This is a genomic window from Leifsonia xyli subsp. xyli str. CTCB07 (assembly GCF_000007665.1).
GTDB classification, from domain to species: Bacteria; Actinomycetota; Actinomycetes; order Actinomycetales; family Microbacteriaceae; genus Leifsonia; species Leifsonia xyli_C.
Genome location: NC_006087.1, coordinates 2,453,421 through 2,470,721, shown reverse-complemented (window position 1 = coordinate 2,470,721; position 17,301 = coordinate 2,453,421). Strand labels below are relative to the sequence as shown.

Sequence of the window (17,301 nt, the reverse complement as noted above, 5' to 3'; positions counted from 1 at the left end):
GAGCATGGCCACATCGAACACCCGGGGCATGAGCGCCTCCTACAGGGTGGTGTCGGCGGACTGGGTGAAGATCGTCGGCAGGTTGGCGCCGTCGAACAGGGCGGTGAATGGGAACGACCCGGACACCACATCTGGTCCTTGCAGCGTCGGCGTGTCCCCATCGAGGAAGCACTGCGGCAGTGTGATGCGGAACGTGTCGAAGTTGCCCGAGGCGCTGATCTGCAGCCCGTCTGCCTCAAGTACCAAGGAGAACGGCGCGTCGGACGCGAACCGGTCCGCCCAGATTGTCTTGTCGATGAAGTCCGCTTCGATGGTGCCGGTGATCTTTGTCATCGCGTTCAGCAGCGGTTGCGCCTTCAATCCCTGGCCGCCGAGGTAGTAGCGGGCGGCGTTCTGGGGGCGCTCGATCTTGATCGTGACCTTCTTCACACCGGACACGGCCGCCTCGGACCCGAACATACCGACCTTGACGCTGGTGTCGGTGCCGACGAACGGGCGCATCGCGGCGACGTACGACGCCGCGGCGAGGGTCTGGCTCTCGATGACATCTTGTGTGTCGAGAGTGAAGGTGGAGGTGACTTCTTTGCCGGGCTCGAACGTGAACGTGGCGTCGGTGACTTTCGCGCCGAGGAAGGTGTACGGGCGCACTATCCCGGTCGCATCGGGGATGCCCGCCTGCACGGTCAGGGATTTGTCCACCGTGTCCGCGAGGGCATGCGTCTGCGTGTACGCCGCAGTCGAGCCGACCTGAATCGGGGTGACGGTGGTTCCCATCAGTGCCTGCAGCAGCAATCCCATGCCCCGGTTGGTGACATCGAGGTCGAAGGTGCCCTTACCGCCGCGGGTGGTGACGACACGGCCCGCGCCGAGGTCCATCAACCGGCCAGCGCCCAGCCAGGACTGCCCGATCGTGTTCTTCACCTTCGTCATCTGCGCCTTCGAGATGGGAAGGAACCTCGTCGGCGGCGCAGCGGTGCCATAGCTGGTCTCCGTGGCGATACCTACTTGCCCAGCGAGTCCGGTTCCGGTGCTCATCATTTACCGCCCTTCTTCGCCACGGAGTCAGTCTCCCCGGCGGTCTCGCCACGGTCGACGATCTCCCACACCTCGTACTGCCCGTCGTATCCGTCGACCCGCTCATCGGGCACGTCGGCAACCTCGTCCACATCGATGACCCGGTTCAGCTCCGGCACATACCGAGGCTCGCCGGACACATTCCTCACCTGCCCCATGCTGGGCCTCCTTAGCTGATTCGGGACCTGACGGTCACATCGAACGGGAGGAACGCGATCGCGCCGTTCTCGTCCTGTAGTTGATGCAGGGACATACTGGTGACCCCTTGCACATAGAGCACCCCGCTCACGCCGTAGCTGGGATTGTCCTGGATCGCTGTGGTAACCGTGCCGAGCATGTTGAACACGCTGTCTCGTGCGGTCTTGGCAACGCCGTCACCGTTCCAGGACACGGCCACGCAATGCACGACGACCGTCTCGTCGCGGACCGCATGCCCCAGCCACGGCCACGACTGCTGCGATGTCGCCGATTCGGTGATCGAGTCGCCCTCCGGGTCAGCGACGCCGACGAGGACATAATCGGTGAGGGTGTTATCGGTGACCCCGGTCCCGTCGAACACATTCGAGTCCCCGAGCGCCGTCCCGAACGATGCGATCAACGCGTCGATGACGACGGGGATCGTTGAGGCAGTCATGCGATCCCCGGGGTCCGATAGGACGCGGCGATCTCCTCGACACGATGCGGCCACGCATACCCGAGCTGTGGGGACCACTGATCGTCGCCGCCCTGCCCAGGGCGCCGTCCCGCGCCACGGGTCGTCTCCCACAGGTGCTGCACCAGCAAAGTGACGGCCAGGGCAATGTCCTCCGGAATAGCCGTGTATCCGGCGGTGTAGGCAACATGCACGTTATTGATGCCAGGAGTGAACGGCATCGCTATGCCCGCGGCGCGGCGGGTGAGCTGTCCGATGGTGTTCTCGACCGAGTAACCCCACGCGGAGAGGTCACCGCCCGGCTGAAGAGTCTGCAGGTTTAGTGTGTACGTGACAGCGCCGATCACTTCCTCCACCCTCGTGATGGTCACGATGGGAGAGTTGCGGACGATGATGCGCGGGTTGCCGCCGTCATACCACTCGTCGAACGTTTGCGTATTGACCGGCCCGCACCGGTTCACCCACATCCGTGACGCCGCGGAGATCATGCTCTGCAGCATCTTGTCGTGGGTGTTGGTGACGATGTTCAGCTGCGCCTTCGCGTCGTCGAGCTGGATGATGTCAATCGCTGCCATGTCCACGCCTCCCTTATTCGTCTGCGTGCGGAGAAGTCAACGCTTCTCGACGCGGGTCTTGTCGGTTGCGCGTTCGGTCTTACGACCCTGAATGCGGCCGATCTCCTGGTCGACAAGCTTCACCTGTTCGGTGCGGCCCGCCCGATCCTCGTTGGCACGCTCATTGCGCAGCCCCTCCAGATAGGTTTCACGGTCGATATCTGCGCCCATGACTGTCTCCTTCGTATGTGAGCAGTGACTGGCCCCGGACGAGATGTACAGCCCGGGGCCAGGTGCTGCGGGGGTGATCAGAAGGTCGGGGTCACCAGGCCAGTGCCGGTGATCACGGCGATGGACTTCGGGTAGCGGTTCGGGATGAACGCGCTGTAGCCGAGCACACGGAACAGGATCGACGCCTGGTTCGCGTACGTGGCGTCGAACGACGCCGACTGCAGAGCGGACTCGAACAGCCACAGGTCATCGGAGCGCTGCACGATCACAGCATCCTGGTTGGTCCCGGAGCCCAGGTTGGTGGGGATGTTCGGGTCGACCTTCACCGGCAGGCCGGCGAGGGTGCCCGCATAGCCCTGGGCGGTGACGCCGCCCTGAACGGCGGGCTGGTTGAACGCCGGACCGTCCGGGACAACCAGGGGACGGTTCTGCGCGTCGAGCGCGTTCAGCACCCACGCCCACCGGCGCGGATGCATGTAGATCTCCGTGGCGGGGAGGAAACGGTTGGTATTGACCGCGTTGATCGCCTGAATGATCTGCGAGTAGAACTGGCCCGCACCCGCGAACGCCGGCGACGCCTGCGTATAGGTGATCACGTTCACACCAGGCAGACCGATGACGCCCTGCAGTTGACCGGACGCGCCGGAACCAGTGAGGGTCTGCACATCCAAACCGGAAGCGTATGCACGAGCCAGGTCACCGAGAACCACCCGGTCGAAGGGAATGCCGGACTGCTGCAGCAGCTGCAGGGACACGACCTGCTGACCGGCGATCGTGGTAATGCCGGACGAGACAGAACTCGTGGTGAGGTCGGTGGAAGCGACCGCGGTGTTCTGCGTCGCCTGCACCGCGACGGCGGCACCGGTGTTGACGGTCGGCAGGTTGATCGAGGATACGCCCGAGGGAAGCTCGTCGTGCTGCACACCATCCGCATACACACGGCCCGGACGCGCGAAAGCGACGAAATCCTCGATAAGCCATTCCGGCGGCGCGAACTGGCCGCCGGCGCCCGCCGAGGTCGACAGCGCCCGGGACTCCTGCGAGGCCGCGAGACGCTCACGCGCCTGCACGTCGCCGCGGGTCTGCGCGTTGAAGATGTCACGGAAGAACGACACACCAGTGTCGTCCCGGCGGTACACCGGGTTCGGCTCGCCGCCGACCACGACCGGCGCGAGGTGACGGGCACGGTCCTCACGCTCGGCCTGAGCACGCAGCTCGCCGACACGCTCCTCCAGGGTGTTGATCTCGGTGTTGTGCTCGCCGACGCGAGCCTCGACCTCGGGGGTGAACGTCTCCGCTGTGGCGGAGTCGAGGATGCCGTCGCGCTCCTGGATGAGAGACGCACGACGCTCCTCGAGCTGAGCGATGAGAGCACTCATCGTCAACTCCTCTCTGCCCACTAGGTGGGCTGTAAGGGGTGGTGTGTGCGCTGTCTGGTTCAGGTGGTGGCCCGGGTGGTGGCCCATGATCGGTGGGCTCCGGCGCGGACTCCGGCGTGACCGGCATGGCGCAAAACCCCCACGGTTTGCGGGGGTTGTCTTGGGGTGGTGAGTTAGTGGCGGGACGCGGCGCGAGCTCGCGCAAGCGCGAGACTGCGCTCCTGCGCCTCTGTGGCCTCCGGGTATACCTGCCCGGCTGATTCCTCACCGGCTCGCTCTTCGTCCGTGAGAACCGTGTCAGCGGCCTGGTCCGTGGCGTCTCCGTCGCGGAGACTCGCCGATGTTGCCGGGTTCGCCGGGTAGGTGACCACCGAAACGTCGAACAGGTGGCACTCGTTCACCTCGCGCTCGGTGTAGTCGGCGTTCCATGTCTGCCGGAGGGCAGAGAACGCGAACGACATCTCTGACAGGTCACCGCGACGCATCGCCGACGCCACCGTCTGCACCAGCGGCGACGCTGGGTCGAGGTTCGGCGCCTCCGACCACAGACCCGTCTGGCCACGCCCCTGAGGGTCGGCGAGCGGGTCGGTGATCTCGTGGAGGTTCAGCGTGCCGGAACGGGTGCGGGCGAGCGGGATGCCGTCGTGGTTCACGAGCAGGCGCACGTCTTCCGACTCCTGCAGGCTCTTGGCGAACGCGCCCCGCGCGATCGTCTCCATATATGAGCCCCACATGTCGTTCACCTCGTACGGCGAGTCCGTCACCGACGCATAGCCGACGAGGTTGATCGACCCGTCACCGTTGTCCCGGATCTCTGGATTCGTCAGCCGGAGGCGCATCTCGCGTGGCTTCGCGCCATAGTGGGCGCTGCGCTGCTCAATGAGACCCATGGGGTTCTCCATTCGTCGGAGGCTTCGTTTCCTCAGGCTTGTCGTCAGTGGCGGAGATCGTCGCTTTACCCGAACCGGGCTGGTCACCAACCTGAAGGGCGATACCCGCCGCCGTGGTCTTCACCGCCGGCAAGTACGGCTTGTCCCCCCACTCAACCGGGGGCGCGTCGTCGTCCGCGCGTACCTCGTTGATCGACGCGGATGCAGTGTTCAGCTTCTCCGCGTTGACCCGCCACTTCGCCTCAGGGTCCAGGCGCACCAGCTCGGAGGTGTCGAACCGGACGTGCTGCCGTTTCGGCATCAGCGGGAACATCGCCGACTCGATCCGGGTCAGCCACGGTTGCACCGAATACGTCAGGTAGTCCATCGCCCGCTGCGTCACGTTGGCGTACGTGATTGACGACCCAGGCGCACCGCCGCCGATGAGTTCGGCCGGCACACCGAAGATGCGGGCGATCTGCGAGATCCCGAACTGCTGCGTCGCAAGGAACTGCGACTCCTCCGGGGTGACCTGCACCGCCTGCCACTTCACCCCCGCACCGAGCACGGCCGGTTCGCGACCGTTCACCGCCGCCACCAGACGCGCCTTGATCTTCTGCGCGTTCTCCTCCGAAACGGGCTGATCCGTGGTGAGAATCGACGACGGGTGCGCGCCGTCCGTGAAGAATCCCTGCCCGAACGACTCCGCCGCCGTCACCGTGCCCAGTGTGCGGGCAGCGTATGCGATCGGTGACAGCCCCTTCGGGTTACCGGGCATCCGGAACGCGGGAATATGGAAAATGGTCGACGAATCGACGGTGACCCCATTCACCGTGTACGTCCACACACCGGTCGTGTCCTGTGACATCGACACCCGTTCAAGGTCGAGGATCTCGATCTGCACCGGATACCCGTACCGGTCGTGGGCGACGATCTGCCCATACCCGTTGCCGCGCAGCAGCATCGACACCATCAACTGGTACAGCCAGTCCTGCATGGTGTCACGTGCAGCCGGCCGCTGGATCAAAGGGGGGTCCGTGATCGGAACATGCACACCATTACGGACCGTGAAAGCATGCAACGGCATCATCGACACGGTCTCCGCGAGCAGACGCACACACGCCCACACCCCGGCGATCCGCATCGACTGGTCGGAGGTGGTGCCGCCGAACAGCGACACCCCCAGGAACGGTGAGACGGGCGGGACAGGGAACGGCGAATCACCGTTGGAACGCTTCTGGAACAGACTCATCCGCGCCTCCCCACAAGCCAGCCGATACCGATCAGGGTGATACCGCCGATGAAGACGCCGAGCACCGGGTCCACCAGCACCGCAGCGGTCACGACAAGCCCGGCACCGACCAGCTCAAGACACGTCGTGGCACGGTCACGCATGCGGGCTCCTCACCAGACGTTCAGCACAGGGTCACGGGACGTATCGGCGGCCCACACGGCGAGAGTCGCCGCATAGAGCGGGGTGATGTCACCGACCGAGCCAGAACGCACCCACATGAACGCCCGCTCGCCGAGGTTCTTCTTCCGGGCGCCGATCACCGCATTGGTGAGGTCATCCTGCACCAAGTGCGACAGTTGCTCATCAATCGCCAGATCGTAGAAGCGTCCGCACGCGGACACCACATCGCGGGCTGCGATCCGCTCCACCCGGACACCGGTAGCCTCCAGATCCGGCGCCAACGATTTTGCAGCGGACCCGGCGGCGATGTTCACCGCCAACCCGCCACGGTCCGCAGAGATCTGCGCCAACCGATCCTTGACCCAGCCCGTGCCCGTGCGGTGGTCGAGCACCCCGTCCCTCGAGGTGATCTCGATGTGGATGCGCCCATACTGGTTCACGCCGGCGACCACGATCGACGCCCAATCCCGCTCCGGCGAAACATCCAGGGCGAACGCGGCCCGGTCGATGGTCGAATCCTCCACAAGGAGGCTCCTCCACAGACCCTCACCGATGATCGAGTCACCGAGCGGCTCATCCCACCAGCCCAGACACTCCCGCATGAACTCATCCGGAGGCAACGCCATCCGCAGGTTCGCGATCGCCTGCATCTGCTCGGGGTCCTTCCGGGCCGAAATCGGGCACGCCTTCCGCCACAGCACCTTGTCATCCAGCGCGCACCCCGGCGTGCCCACCGCGTGGTTGCACACCTTTGACGCGCACTCCCGTTTCTGCGCCAGCCACTCGGCGTAACCCATCCTGTCAACCCCGCCACAGCCACGATCGCGCACACCGCGGAGAATGCCCGACTTCGCCAACCCCGCCGACGACGCATACACAACCTGAGGATCCGGGACCGAGATCAGAGTCGGCAACAGAGCGCCCATCATCGCCGCATCCAACGCGAACGCCTCATCGAGAATGACCTTCGAACCCGTCAGACCACGCCCACCACCCGACGTGCGCGCCTTAAACCGCAGCCTCGAGCCGTCCTTCATCTCGATCGACTCCGAACCCGCGGCCGTGCGGATCTTCCGCACACGCCGATCCAGATCCGGCGACGACGCGATCAACGCCTGCATGTCCCGGAACGCTTCCTGCGCCGTCCCGAACTCGTGAGCAGACCAGATCACCAACGGTTGCGGCATCACATACAGCCACCCCAACGCCGCCTGCTTCAGGAACCCCGTCTTCAGCTGCTGACGGGCCGCGATCACCGCCTGCTCGAACACCGCGGACCGATTCGGCTCCGCCACGTCGAGAGCGAACAGATCATCCAGGATCAACTGTTGCTCTGGGTACGGCGGGATACCCGCCAGCGCAGCAACCTCCCCGACCTCCGGGCCGAACGTCACCGACCAGTCAGGACGAGTATGGAAGTCAGGCTCCGCGAGCGGCACGTAACTTCTCATCCCGCCGCCGCCTCACCTCATCCATCCGATCCGCACGCTTCACACTGTTCAACGCAGCCTCATGCGCCAGCTGCCACTGCTTTGCCAGGGACGCGATCGCCGAGCCAGTCTCGAACTCATTGGTCAGCCGCTGCGCAAGCAGCATCGCCGCCTGGCCGAGGGGCGTGTGCAGCACTCCGGCGGCAGCGAGCTCGTCGCGCGCGGCCACGATGATGCCCGGCTCGGCGGGCGGAGCTTCGGGATTGTCAGCCTTCGGCGCCGGCACGGTGACCAGCGCCACGGGCGCGGGCGGTGCGTTGCCGGCCTTGCGAGCTCGGGTGGCCGCTGTACGACACCGCGTCGAACAATACCTCGCCGTCGAGCGCTTCCCCACGAACGGACGCCTGCACTGAGCGCACCTCAGCTCCATAGCGTGTCCTCCCGTAGCGCTACCCAGCACGTTGGGGATAAAAAAAGCACAGGTGCGTGGGTGGACAGACGCGACCTCTAAAAACGGCAAATCCTAGACTTCTGGCTGCCATACGGCATTGTTCCCGATTTTCCGTTTTATGAGATCGCGGCGGCGCGATTCTCGTTCTTGCTACCAGTTACGGCTCGCCTGGTTGGTGTGCCGCTGTGGCGTGCGGGCTCGGAGCTTCTGGACCTTCTTACCCGCCGCGCTGAGGTTGCAGTGTTCGTGGCTAGGCCCGAGATAGGCGAGCCCGTCATCGGTGTGATCGAGGTGCCACTCGTCCGTTGGCAGTATCGACCACCCACACCTAGCGCACGGGGGTTTGGTTCCGTTGCGGATTCTTTGGTCCCAGACACGGCGCGCTCTCTTATGGGCCGACCCATAATCATTCGCCATCGTCTCAACTCAAATCCGGAAGGATCCGTGAAATAGGAAGAATGTGAGAAAGCCCCCGTTTCCGGTGAGGGCTTTCCGGGGCTTGTGGCTTCCTGTCCGGTTTTGGGCGCACTTCTGGAAGGTATTCACATATTAACACAGGCGCGGTGGTCTCGTGTTGTCATCCGGCGTGTCGTTCCTCGATTTCGGTGATGAGTTCATAGACCGCGGCCGGCGTTTCCCATGTTGTGACGGGTTCGCAGGATCGGCAGATGGCGTTCTCGATGATGGGCCGGTTGTTCTCATCGACCCGGTATCGGAGTTCGAGAGGCCACATGCCGCCTTCATCGTCGTTGCGCCAGGAGCTTTGCCCACAGACGGGGCACGGGTAGGTGATGTTGCGCCGCCGCGGCGGATCCAGATGTGCGCGGATGAGGCGCGCCCATGCCCGGAGCTGGTTGACGTACCAGGACTCTGCTTGAGCAGCTGCGTTGAGGTATCGGAATCTCGGATACCAGCGCAGCAGGTTCAGTCTTGCGTCGCGAACGGTCTGGGTGTTGACGATGCGGCACCAGTCGGCGGTCTGGGCTGCGATCTTGCTGTACTCGTACGAGGCGGTCGAGTCGATCACGTTCCTGGTTGAATCGAGCGATGACGAACCGGCTGCGGTGTTCGAGGAGGGGAGAACGGCGTCACGGAACTGGTCGAGCAGCGGGGCATGCTCAACGGTGACAGTCTTGCGATCGATCACCTTCGCATGCTCATGCTCGACCCCCTCAGCGTCCTTCGTGGTCCACCGTTCGATGACATCCTGCAGATACTTCGTCCGCGTTGGCTTGGTGAGTGCTTCGACCGCTGCCAAGAGCGGGTCGGTGTCGGTCATGCGGGGGTTTCCTCGTCGGCTGTTCCGCGGAGCAGGTTGGACAGGTTCGGGCACTCCGCCGGGCCGCCGAACGGGATGTGCTTGACGAGGAGTCCGCAGGAACAGTGGTAGCTGTACTCGTTCGGGCGTTCTTGGGTGACGTATTGGATCCGGTGGGCGCGGACCTCTTCGAGAGCGTCGTGGCGGGCCTCGCGCACAGCCTCCTCGGCGTCGTGGCGGGCCTCCCAGGCGGCGGCGACTATCGAGTTCGCGAAATCCTCAGCCCCGGAGGTCAGGCACGCCGCCGGTGTCGGGTCACCGTCACGGCCCGCGCCGAGGATGCCGTACACGTCCCACAGCGCCTGCACGAGCGTGTCCCGCTGGGCGGTCAGAGCCTCAACGGCGGTCGGGGTGGTGGGGTTGGTCATGGGGTGTTCTCCTAGAAGGGGGTGTCGTCGGCCGGTGGAACGTTGTCCCAGGGATCGGGTGTGGGTGTGGCGGCCCAGCCGGGGTTTCCTGTGGCCTCGGGGGTGTGTTTGGGGCGTTGGATGATGGTGGCGAGGGTCGGGTTGGTCACGGTGAGGTTGATCCTGGACTTCCCGTTCGCTTCCCACGCCTTCAGTTCCACACTTGTGCCGGTGAGGGTGACGAGGCTGCCCTTGCGGACGGGGAGCCGATCACCGCGTCGGCGTACTCGTCCCAGAACGCCGCCGCCGCCCACACGGTGGGGCCGGCATCAACCCATTGCCCGGTCTCGTCGTCTCGCTTCCGCGGGGTGTGCGGGACGGTCACGTTCACCACCCGGTGACGTTCGGGATCACGCTCATCGTGAGCTCGTTGGCGATGAAACCCTCCACCGCGATAACCATCTTGCTCACGCCGCGTCTCCTTTCGTCTCGGCGGGCTTCTTCTGCGCCCGTCGTTTGTTCAGTTCCATCTCCAGTTCGCCGAGCCGCCCCGGGTCGGCGCCGAGCACCGCCATGACACCGTCGGCGATCAGGTCCCCCACGGTCACGCCGCGGTGCTCGGCGATGGTCGCCAACCTCCCCCACACCCAGGTTGGGATCGTGACTGGTACGGTCTTCTCGTTCACGCTGCGGCCTCCTCGGTGTCGATGAATTTCTGCCATTCGGCCCAGCCGGTTTGGATGCAGGTCAGGACGAGGCCGGTTGGGGATTTCACTGGTGGGGTGGCGCGTTCCAGGATTGTGGCGATGATCCGCATGACCACGGACGGTGAGGGGATGCGGCCGGTGGCTTTCCCGACCGCCAAACGCGCTTTGCTGAAATCGACGCCGAGAGCCGCGGCCTGCCGCACGCACAGGGCTTCGAGATCGGCCTCGTCCGTCCCCCGCGCACGGTTACTTTCCGGACTGGACGTCTGAAAGTCTTGGTAAAAGCTCTGACTCTGACTCTGACTCTGCTTTTTATTCGGTTTCGGTTCGCCACCCGACTCGCTATCCGACTTAGGTAGCGACTGGGGTGGCGGCTGGGGTGGCGAGTCAGTAACCGACTGGGTTTTGGGTGGGTTTTTCCGAGGACGACCCCCGAGCCTCCCGTTAGCAGCATTCCGCTCCTGACGTGCCTCCCGCTCCGCCCGTGTCTGCTGATGCTTTTCATAGTCGCGGATCACGTAATCCTCACCGATGATCATCAATGTCGGCCGCTCCGGATGATTCGACTCCAACTCCTTCAGCGCCCGCTGTTTCCACTTCGCCCGAGCGACCCGAACCGGTATACGTCCATCAAGGTCTTGCATCCGTGAATAACCGTTCATCTCAACGAACGCCCGAAACGCTGCGTCGGACAGCAGCATGATCTTCGGATGCTCCGCAAAATCGTTCGGGAACGTCATATAGAGGCGTGTATCTTTCGGCATCAAGTCCCTCCCTTCGTCGTGTATCCGCCGACCAGCCCGTGCCGGGTGGTCAGCTCTTCGGCCTGGTCTGCCCGCAGCAGGCACCTGGTGGTGCTGGTGAGGGTCCACCAGGTGCCGTCGGGGTATTGCACGGGGATGTTGGCGGCGTTCTCCAGGTCTTGGGTGGTGGTGTGGGATCGGCGGATTCTCAAACCCCGGCGTGCGCACTCGCGGGCGAATGGCGTGTCGGATTCTTTGAGCCCGTTGCAGACACCACACGCGGCCACGAGGTTGACCGGCACATCCAACCCGCGGCCACCGCCGATCCCACGCCCCACCCGGTGATCACACACCGTCCCCACCCACACGCACCCGAACGAGGCCAGCACACACCGGTGGTTGTCACGGTCGAGGACCGCCTTCCCCACCTTCGCGGGGATCATGCGGCGCCGTCCCAATCACCGAAGATGGTCTGTTGCAACGGTTTGGTGAGGCGTTGGGTGATCAATGGCAGGTAGTCGGCTTCGTGTTCGATCGCGACGCACCGGAATCCTTCCAGCAGTGCCGCCTCCACGGTGGTGCCGGACCCGGCGAACGGGTCCAGCACGATCCCGTCCGGCGGGGTGACCAGGCGCACCAGCCACCGCATCAAATCCAGGGGTTTCACCGTGGGATGCCGCACCCCGCCCGCGTTCGGGCGTTGCGAGGTGGGCGCTTTGGCCTGGTAGCGGAAGGTTGGGAAGAACCGGGACGCGCCACCCGTATCCCCGTAGGTGTCACCTGCGCTGATGTTTCTCTTGTCGGCCCCGTAGATGACGCCTCCTGGGCGCGGCGCCCGATTGGTGCGGGCCTTCATCAGTCCGGAGGTGAGGATGCCCGTCTGCTCGTCGAGCGCTTCGGCCTGTGATTCCTCCAGGATCACGTTCGTCGGCCACCGGCCCGCTTTCGCCTCCCTCCCGGCGGTGTGGACACGGGTGGCGTCGATGTTCAACGCCCCGGTGCCATGCGCGAGCACAGTGGCCGCGACCGTCCCGGACAGCGGTTTGCGGGCCACGACGACCGGCTCGAACGCCGGTTTCAAAGCCGTCCCCCAGCCCTCCCACTCACCGTGGAGGTTGCGCGATTTCGGGAACCCGGACCCGTACAGCCACGCGATCGAGTCCCGCATCTCAAACCCGGCATCCTCCACCCCGGACGCGAGCCGGTTCCAGGTGCGGGAACCACCGAACGCGAGCAGGTGACCGCCCGGCCTGAGGACGCGGAGGAACTCGGTCGCCCACGCGGCGCACCACTGCTGGAAAGTGTGTGGCGGGCGATACTCCGGCGAGGTGCGTGACACGCGCCCGAAAACGTTGTCCCGCCCCGCGTCCGAAGCGTTCAGTGAACGCCGGAACCCATCGGCGCCGTCCCACTGATTCCCCATGAACGACAGGTTGTAGGGCGGATCTGTCACCACCGCATCCACCGATGCCTTCGGGAGCACGCGGAGCACGTCGAGACAGTCCCCGTGCCAGAGCGTCACCAGGTCGTCTTGGTAGTACGGGGTTCTCATGCGGCACCGTCCCATCCGGTGAGGAGGTCGGGGATCGTGTCGGTCAGGGTCGCCTGGGTGTAGTCGGCGTCGGTGAGCATCGCGGCGATAGCGGCGGCTTTCGTCTTCGCTTCACCCGAGTAGCCTTCGGACTCCCACCACCAGCCGTTGATCAGCGACCCCTCACGCGCCCCGGCGATCTGCGCCTCACGGACGGTGCCAAGCAGCGAGAAGACGCCGCGGTCGTTCAAGGCGAGGCCCTCTGTAGTCTCGATGAGTTCCTGGATGTGGATCTCGTTGCCCGTGATGTCGACGAGGACGGGAACCGTCCCGGCCGGGTTGGTGTTGATGTTCATGCGGGTACCTGCTCGATGGTGAGGGTCATCCACGCACTCGGGTGGAGTCGGCGGTCCTCGACGAGGATGCGGCAGTGTTTGTCCATGAGGTGCGGGGTGTCATCGAGGGTCACTCCGGCGTCGACGAGGCCGTCGCAGAGTGCTTTGCAGAGCCGGAAAAGGTTGTCGGCATCCCGGCGTCGCCGGTCGAGGACGTGCCAGGTCAGGGTGACGGTGCAACAGCCGAGGTGGGGGAAGCGGGCAGCCTGCGTGGCCGCGAACTCCCGCCAGATCTTCGTGTGCTTCGCCACGGTACGCCAGTGCAGACGCAGGTTGAGGCTGAGCGGGTCCCGCGCGAGCGGGATGAGGATACTCGCCGTGAACACGGCATCGGTCCGCACCTGGTCGGGTGAGGCACCGTCCGGGGTGCCGAGGTAGTCGGGGCTCATGTTTCGTCTCCCGGCTGTGGGACGGACACGGGCTGTTCGGGGACGGCGACGGTTTCGGTGTCGCGGTCGTGCTGGATGTCGAGGTCGGGAACACCGTCGACTTTGCGGACGATTGCCTGGTCGGCGGACGCAGCGAGGGCGACGTTCAGCGACTCAACCGACTTGGGCAGGTACTTCTGGAGGACGCGGATGCCGGTCTTCTTGAACATCTCGCCCGCGTCGTCAGCCCACGGGGTGGACTCCCAGTATTTGGGGCGGTGTTTGGCGCGCATGGTCTCGGCGTCGATGTACACCCAGGAGGACTCGTTGTGCCCCTTGACCTTCGCGTAGGCGATGACGCCCTTGACCTCGCCGCGGTCGCTGTCAGCTCTGCGGAAGTCGTAGAACTCGCCCCGTTCGCTGTTGGCTCCGGTGACGAAGTAGTCGCCGGCGTGGATCAGGAACGCGGACACGCGGGAGTAGAGGCCGGTGTTCATGATGAGCTGCACGTAGCCGCCGTAGCCGACGATCGGGACGACGGTCAGGTTCCCCTTGACCGTGCGGGTGGTGAGGTGGAACTGGGCGAGCGGCCCACCCACCGGGAGCTTCAACTGCGCAGCCAGGAACAGGGCACCGAACAGGGAACGGGGGTCGGAGTGGCCGATCTTCGGGTTCTGCTTGATCGCGGTCAGGGCGTCCTGAGCGAACTTAGCCGCGTCCATCGACGCCCCCAACGCCCGCTGGAACTCCGGCTCATACTTGATCAGGTAGTCCTCAATCGTCGGGTTCTTCTTCACCGCCACGGCGGCGTGTGACAGGTCTGTTATTGCGTCTTCTCCTTCAGTCGGCGCAGGACCTTGAACGGTGCGCCCTGGGTTGTGTAGGCGGCAACAAGGTCCGGATGGTCATCCTCGAACGCGCGCTTGTTGAACGACGCACGCCCCTTCTGGGTCTTCCACGTCGCGACCGGGCGACCGTCATAGGTGAGGGTCTCCGCGCCGCCGACGAACTCGGCCAGCGCCACCTTCAGGGCGTCGCGTTCGGCCTCCTGCGCCTGAATGTCGCCGCCCAGGACCGTGATGCGCTCCAGCACCTCGAACGCAGCCTCAGGGAGTTCGAGGACGGTGCCCGGGTCGGTGGGGAACACCTCCGCGACTTCGGCGAGCGTCGTCGGCAGCGGCGACTGCCCGGTCTGCACGTGCTCCCAGAACTCGGTGACGGCCGGGAGCATGTGCTCGCGGATAAACCCGTCATCGCGCCTCTCCCAGAACAGGCGGAACTCCCGCCCACCAATCCACACCACCACCCCGGCGCGCTGCGTTCCAGCAACGAACATCTCCGCCTGCACCTGCACCCGAATGTCGGTCGGCACCCCCTCATCCCAGTGATGCCCCGCGTACTGATGCGCAGTCTTGAACTGCCATGTGAGGAATGGGTTCCGGCTGATGCGGTCGAAGGAAGCGTGCAGAATCGGGCACTGGGTCGAGCGGGCCATGAAACCCGGCTCGAGGCTCACCTGGGCCCGCGAGAACTCCTCGACCCACGCATGCATGATGGGTTCCGACCGGTGCCCGATGAACGCGAGCACCGGGTCGAAGGGAGCGTCCACACCGAGCTTGCTCTTGTAGACATCCAAGGCTGTGCTGAACCGCGACAGACCTATCACCGCGGCCACCTCGGAGGCTCCGATGCTGCGCCGTCGCTCTTCCAACCACTCGGGCGTGTCCGAGACGACATCGACACGCTCATACGCCGTCACGAGCCACCCTCCGGCATCCCATCCCCGCCGTCCCCGCGGACGAGGTTGTCGACATACCACCGGTCACCAAGACCACCACCACCAGCAGCAGCCACACTGTCGTCATGGCCGCCGGGTCGTGGCGGAAGGTCACGGCCGGTCAACCGTGGCCCATAGACAATGCCCACAACCGTCCGCATCACATCGTTCATCAGCCCACCCCGCGACCCCTGAACCAGTCCCACACCACGGCGGCACCCCACACCACAGCGATACCCCACACGATCGCATACGCGAACACGCTCATTCCGGTCCCCCTCCAACCTGCCCGCCGGCCGCGGTGACCTCGGACTCCTTCAACGGCGCGTCCCGGTAGAGGGCATCGCGGAGTCGGTACAGGTGATCGAGAAGGAGTGGGAGGGTGCCACAGGTGTCTGCCGCGAGATCAATGCTGATATCGGCATAACGGCGGGTTCGGGCGGCGTCATCGTCATACCCGCTGATCCTCTCAATCACATCCGCTAAGGAACGCAGATCAACAGCCACATCAGAGAACCAGCGCTGTACCGCGTCCCCGCCCGTGAAAAAGCTGTATCTGCCGTCATAGTCATTGGGGCTACTCATCGTCTTCCTTCCTCTCGTGTTCCCGTGTGGGTGTCATGCGCCCAGCAGGCGGCAGCGAACACGCCGATCGCGGTCACGGTGCCCAGTAGGTGCAGCAGGGTCAGGCCGGTCACCGCGGCGGTGAAAGCCAGGACCACGGCGGTGAGGAAAACACCGGTCAAGAACACGGTCCGCCGGTTCACAACCCACCCCCGCCGTCGCCGCGGATCTCGTTGACACACCCGTTCGGGCAGGTGAACCCATAGGTGACCGTGCAAGCCGACCACCCCCGTTCCACGCCCAGAACGGTCGCGGTGACCTCCCCATCGAAACCGCACCACCGACACGAGGCCACCATCACCACCGGGTCACACTCCGGCACCGCTACAGGGGCTCGCAGATCGATCACGGTTGGCCTCCCGAGAGGGCATCCCACGACCTCGTGCAAACACACTTATGGCACTCCTGGTGGCCTGCCGTGAGCCGGCAGTCGTGCGTCCGGCCCGGACCCTCCACGTCATGGGACGGGCACCGCAACTGCGGGTACCGCTCAATATCGGTCGCGCCAGCCATCAGCAGACCACCCCCAGCTCGTCTTCGTCGCCATTGACCGGTGTCGCACGATGGGCAGGCCGGGGACGAGGGGGTGCCCCCGGCCTGCTGGTTCCCCCACACGGGCGTCACCATCGACACCCGGCGGGAGCCTGTGCCCGTTCATGCGGTTACCGCCGTGAGCGCCCCAACATGGAGACGCTGCCGTAACCGGTCCACGCCTTTCACGGTGCCCCGCACCTGCGGGGCGTCGAGCACGAGGTCCCCGGTTGCGGGGTGGTGGTGGAACTGGGCCTTCTCCGCCAGGTAGCCTTTCTCCACCCGCTCCGCGTAGGCGCGCCACTTCCCATCCCCACCGCGATACACCCACCGGATTCCCTCCAACTGGGCGAACAAGCGTTGCGGGCCGGTGGGAATCCCCGCCCGGGACAGGATCTTCGCCGCATCCCCAACCGAGTAGTCACCCACCGCTGAGGCGATCGCATCCCACGCACCCGCACGCGGAACCAAACCCGCGTTCTCAACAATGAGCTGCTGGTTCGCCTTCTCCCGCACCAACAACGCCTCCAACGCCTCCACATAGTTCTGCGGGAGAGCGACATCGTCGGCCGGAACGACCGAGTAGGAACCCGTCCGACGGATCTGCGGGAGCACCTCATGCGTCACCCAGCGTTTGAACGCGCGAGCTTCGGTCTTCCGGCTTCGAAGAATCAGCGAGTACAGCCCTGGCTCGTTGACGAGGTAGTAGTTGCGGCGTTGTCCGTCGAGGCTGAGTTCAGTAGTACTGAACTCGTCTTCATCGAGCGAGCGGACAGCCTCGGTCGGGTTCGACAGGCCGAGGACGCTCAACACATCCCGGAGGATGAACCAGGGCTCACCGTCAACGAGGACGGTACGGACGTTCACCTCCTCGAAGGTGAACGGTATAATCTCCGTGGAACTCAT

Annotated in this window: 26 protein-coding genes; all 26 read right to left on the bottom strand. The window is 65.0% G+C overall.

Features of this window, described 5'->3' with window-relative positions; all coding sequences use genetic code 11:
• Window positions 1–39: 39 nt before the first annotated feature.
• The 26 genes from LXX_RS11845 to LXX_RS11730 all read right to left on the bottom strand — a co-directional run bounded on the left by LXX_RS11845 (window position 40) and on the right by LXX_RS11730 (window position 17,301).
• Window positions 40–1,038: a phage tail tube protein gene (locus tag LXX_RS11845; protein WP_011187024.1), complete on the bottom strand. Its 999-nt coding sequence runs from the start codon at window positions 1,036–1,038 to the stop codon at window positions 40–42.
• Window positions 1,035–1,232: a hypothetical protein gene (locus tag LXX_RS11840; protein WP_011187023.1), complete on the bottom strand. Its 198-nt coding sequence runs from the start codon at window positions 1,230–1,232 to the stop codon at window positions 1,035–1,037. The genes LXX_RS11845 and LXX_RS11840 overlap by 4 nt, the downstream gene beginning before the upstream one ends.
• A gap of 11 nt (window positions 1,233–1,243) precedes the next feature.
• On the bottom strand, window positions 1,244–1,708 hold the full coding sequence (locus tag LXX_RS11835) for a hypothetical protein (protein ID WP_041767917.1): 465 nt from the start codon (window positions 1,706–1,708) through the stop codon (window positions 1,244–1,246).
• Complete coding sequence (locus LXX_RS11830; protein WP_141692860.1) at window positions 1,705–2,301, bottom strand: head-tail connector protein; 597 nt, start codon at window positions 2,299–2,301, stop codon at window positions 1,705–1,707. Before LXX_RS11830 ends, LXX_RS11835 begins: the two co-directional genes overlap by 4 nt.
• A 36-nt stretch (window positions 2,302–2,337) precedes the next feature.
• Window positions 2,338–2,511, bottom strand: coding sequence for a hypothetical protein (locus tag LXX_RS14610; RefSeq protein WP_011187021.1), 174 nt, complete (start codon window positions 2,509–2,511; stop codon window positions 2,338–2,340).
• Window positions 2,512–2,588: 77 nt separating this feature from the next.
• Complete coding sequence (locus LXX_RS11825; RefSeq protein ID WP_041767915.1) at window positions 2,589–3,890, bottom strand: phage major capsid protein; 1,302 nt, start codon at window positions 3,888–3,890, stop codon at window positions 2,589–2,591.
• A gap of 173 nt (window positions 3,891–4,063) precedes the next feature.
• Window positions 4,064–4,780 (bottom strand): HK97 family phage prohead protease, encoded by a 717-nt coding sequence (locus LXX_RS11820; RefSeq protein ID WP_050737964.1) that lies wholly within the window; start codon window positions 4,778–4,780, stop codon window positions 4,064–4,066.
• Window positions 4,767–6,011: a phage portal protein gene (locus LXX_RS11815; RefSeq protein WP_011187018.1), complete on the bottom strand. Its 1,245-nt coding sequence runs from the start codon at window positions 6,009–6,011 to the stop codon at window positions 4,767–4,769. Before LXX_RS11815 ends, LXX_RS11820 begins: the two co-directional genes overlap by 14 nt.
• Window positions 6,008–6,154 carry a hypothetical protein gene (locus LXX_RS14605; RefSeq protein WP_155806832.1) on the bottom strand — a complete coding sequence of 49 codons (147 nt, stop codon included), beginning with the start codon at window positions 6,152–6,154 and terminating at the stop codon, window positions 6,008–6,010. The genes LXX_RS11815 and LXX_RS14605 overlap by 4 nt, the downstream gene beginning before the upstream one ends.
• A gap of 9 nt (window positions 6,155–6,163) precedes the next feature.
• Window positions 6,164–7,624, bottom strand: a complete 1,461-nt coding sequence (locus tag LXX_RS11810) for a hypothetical protein (RefSeq protein ID WP_141692861.1) — start codon at window positions 7,622–7,624, stop codon at window positions 6,164–6,166.
• On the bottom strand, window positions 7,593–7,904 hold the full coding sequence (locus LXX_RS11805) for a hypothetical protein (protein ID WP_050737963.1): 312 nt from the start codon (window positions 7,902–7,904) through the stop codon (window positions 7,593–7,595). Before LXX_RS11805 ends, LXX_RS11810 begins: the two co-directional genes overlap by 32 nt.
• A gap of 727 nt (window positions 7,905–8,631) precedes the next feature.
• Window positions 8,632–9,333, bottom strand: a complete 702-nt coding sequence (locus LXX_RS11795) for a hypothetical protein (protein WP_011187014.1) — start codon at window positions 9,331–9,333, stop codon at window positions 8,632–8,634.
• On the bottom strand, window positions 9,330–9,740 hold the full coding sequence (locus LXX_RS11790; RefSeq protein ID WP_041767911.1) for a hypothetical protein: 411 nt from the start codon (window positions 9,738–9,740) through the stop codon (window positions 9,330–9,332). The genes LXX_RS11795 and LXX_RS11790 overlap by 4 nt, the downstream gene beginning before the upstream one ends.
• An 11-nt stretch (window positions 9,741–9,751) precedes the next feature.
• The gene (locus tag LXX_RS14600; protein ID WP_176714795.1) at window positions 9,752–9,889 is read right to left on the bottom strand and encodes a hypothetical protein; all 138 of its coding nucleotides are present in this window, start codon (window positions 9,887–9,889) and stop codon (window positions 9,752–9,754) included.
• 41 nt (window positions 9,890–9,930) lie between these two features.
• Window positions 9,931–10,113 (bottom strand): hypothetical protein, encoded by a 183-nt coding sequence (locus LXX_RS14595; protein WP_155806831.1) that lies wholly within the window; start codon window positions 10,111–10,113, stop codon window positions 9,931–9,933.
• A gap of 73 nt (window positions 10,114–10,186) precedes the next feature.
• The gene (locus LXX_RS11780; RefSeq protein WP_011187012.1) at window positions 10,187–10,405 is read right to left on the bottom strand and encodes a hypothetical protein; all 219 of its coding nucleotides are present in this window, start codon (window positions 10,403–10,405) and stop codon (window positions 10,187–10,189) included.
• Window positions 10,402–11,193 carry a hypothetical protein gene (locus LXX_RS14590; RefSeq protein ID WP_192807304.1) on the bottom strand — a complete coding sequence of 264 codons (792 nt, stop codon included), beginning with the start codon at window positions 11,191–11,193 and terminating at the stop codon, window positions 10,402–10,404. Before LXX_RS14590 ends, LXX_RS11780 begins: the two co-directional genes overlap by 4 nt.
• Entirely contained in the window at window positions 11,190–11,612 is a 423-nt protein-coding gene (locus LXX_RS11770) for a hypothetical protein (protein WP_041767907.1), read from the bottom strand. The genes LXX_RS14590 and LXX_RS11770 overlap by 4 nt, the downstream gene beginning before the upstream one ends.
• Window positions 11,609–12,721, bottom strand: a complete 1,113-nt coding sequence (locus tag LXX_RS11765; RefSeq protein WP_041767906.1) for a DNA-methyltransferase — start codon at window positions 12,719–12,721, stop codon at window positions 11,609–11,611. The genes LXX_RS11770 and LXX_RS11765 overlap by 4 nt, the downstream gene beginning before the upstream one ends.
• On the bottom strand, window positions 12,718–13,056 hold the full coding sequence (locus LXX_RS11760; protein ID WP_011187009.1) for a hypothetical protein: 339 nt from the start codon (window positions 13,054–13,056) through the stop codon (window positions 12,718–12,720). The genes LXX_RS11765 and LXX_RS11760 overlap by 4 nt, the downstream gene beginning before the upstream one ends.
• Window positions 13,053–13,484 carry a hypothetical protein gene (locus LXX_RS11755; RefSeq protein WP_050737962.1) on the bottom strand — a complete coding sequence of 144 codons (432 nt, stop codon included), beginning with the start codon at window positions 13,482–13,484 and terminating at the stop codon, window positions 13,053–13,055. The genes LXX_RS11760 and LXX_RS11755 overlap by 4 nt, the downstream gene beginning before the upstream one ends.
• On the bottom strand, window positions 13,481–14,260 hold the full coding sequence (locus LXX_RS11750) for a recombinase RecT (RefSeq protein ID WP_192807303.1): 780 nt from the start codon (window positions 14,258–14,260) through the stop codon (window positions 13,481–13,483). The genes LXX_RS11755 and LXX_RS11750 overlap by 4 nt, the downstream gene beginning before the upstream one ends.
• Before the next feature lie 26 nt (window positions 14,261–14,286).
• A complete protein-coding gene (locus tag LXX_RS11745) occupies window positions 14,287–15,222 on the bottom strand; it encodes a YqaJ viral recombinase family protein (protein WP_141692863.1) in 936 nt (311 codons plus the stop codon).
• Window positions 15,223–15,504: 282 nt separating this feature from the next.
• Window positions 15,505–15,825 (bottom strand): hypothetical protein, encoded by a 321-nt coding sequence (locus LXX_RS11740; RefSeq protein WP_041767903.1) that lies wholly within the window; start codon window positions 15,823–15,825, stop codon window positions 15,505–15,507.
• Window positions 15,822–15,986 carry a hypothetical protein gene (locus LXX_RS11735; protein WP_155806829.1) on the bottom strand — a complete coding sequence of 55 codons (165 nt, stop codon included), beginning with the start codon at window positions 15,984–15,986 and terminating at the stop codon, window positions 15,822–15,824. Before LXX_RS11735 ends, LXX_RS11740 begins: the two co-directional genes overlap by 4 nt.
• A 532-nt stretch (window positions 15,987–16,518) precedes the next feature.
• Complete coding sequence (locus LXX_RS11730) at window positions 16,519–17,301, bottom strand: BRO family protein (protein ID WP_011187004.1); 783 nt, start codon at window positions 17,299–17,301, stop codon at window positions 16,519–16,521.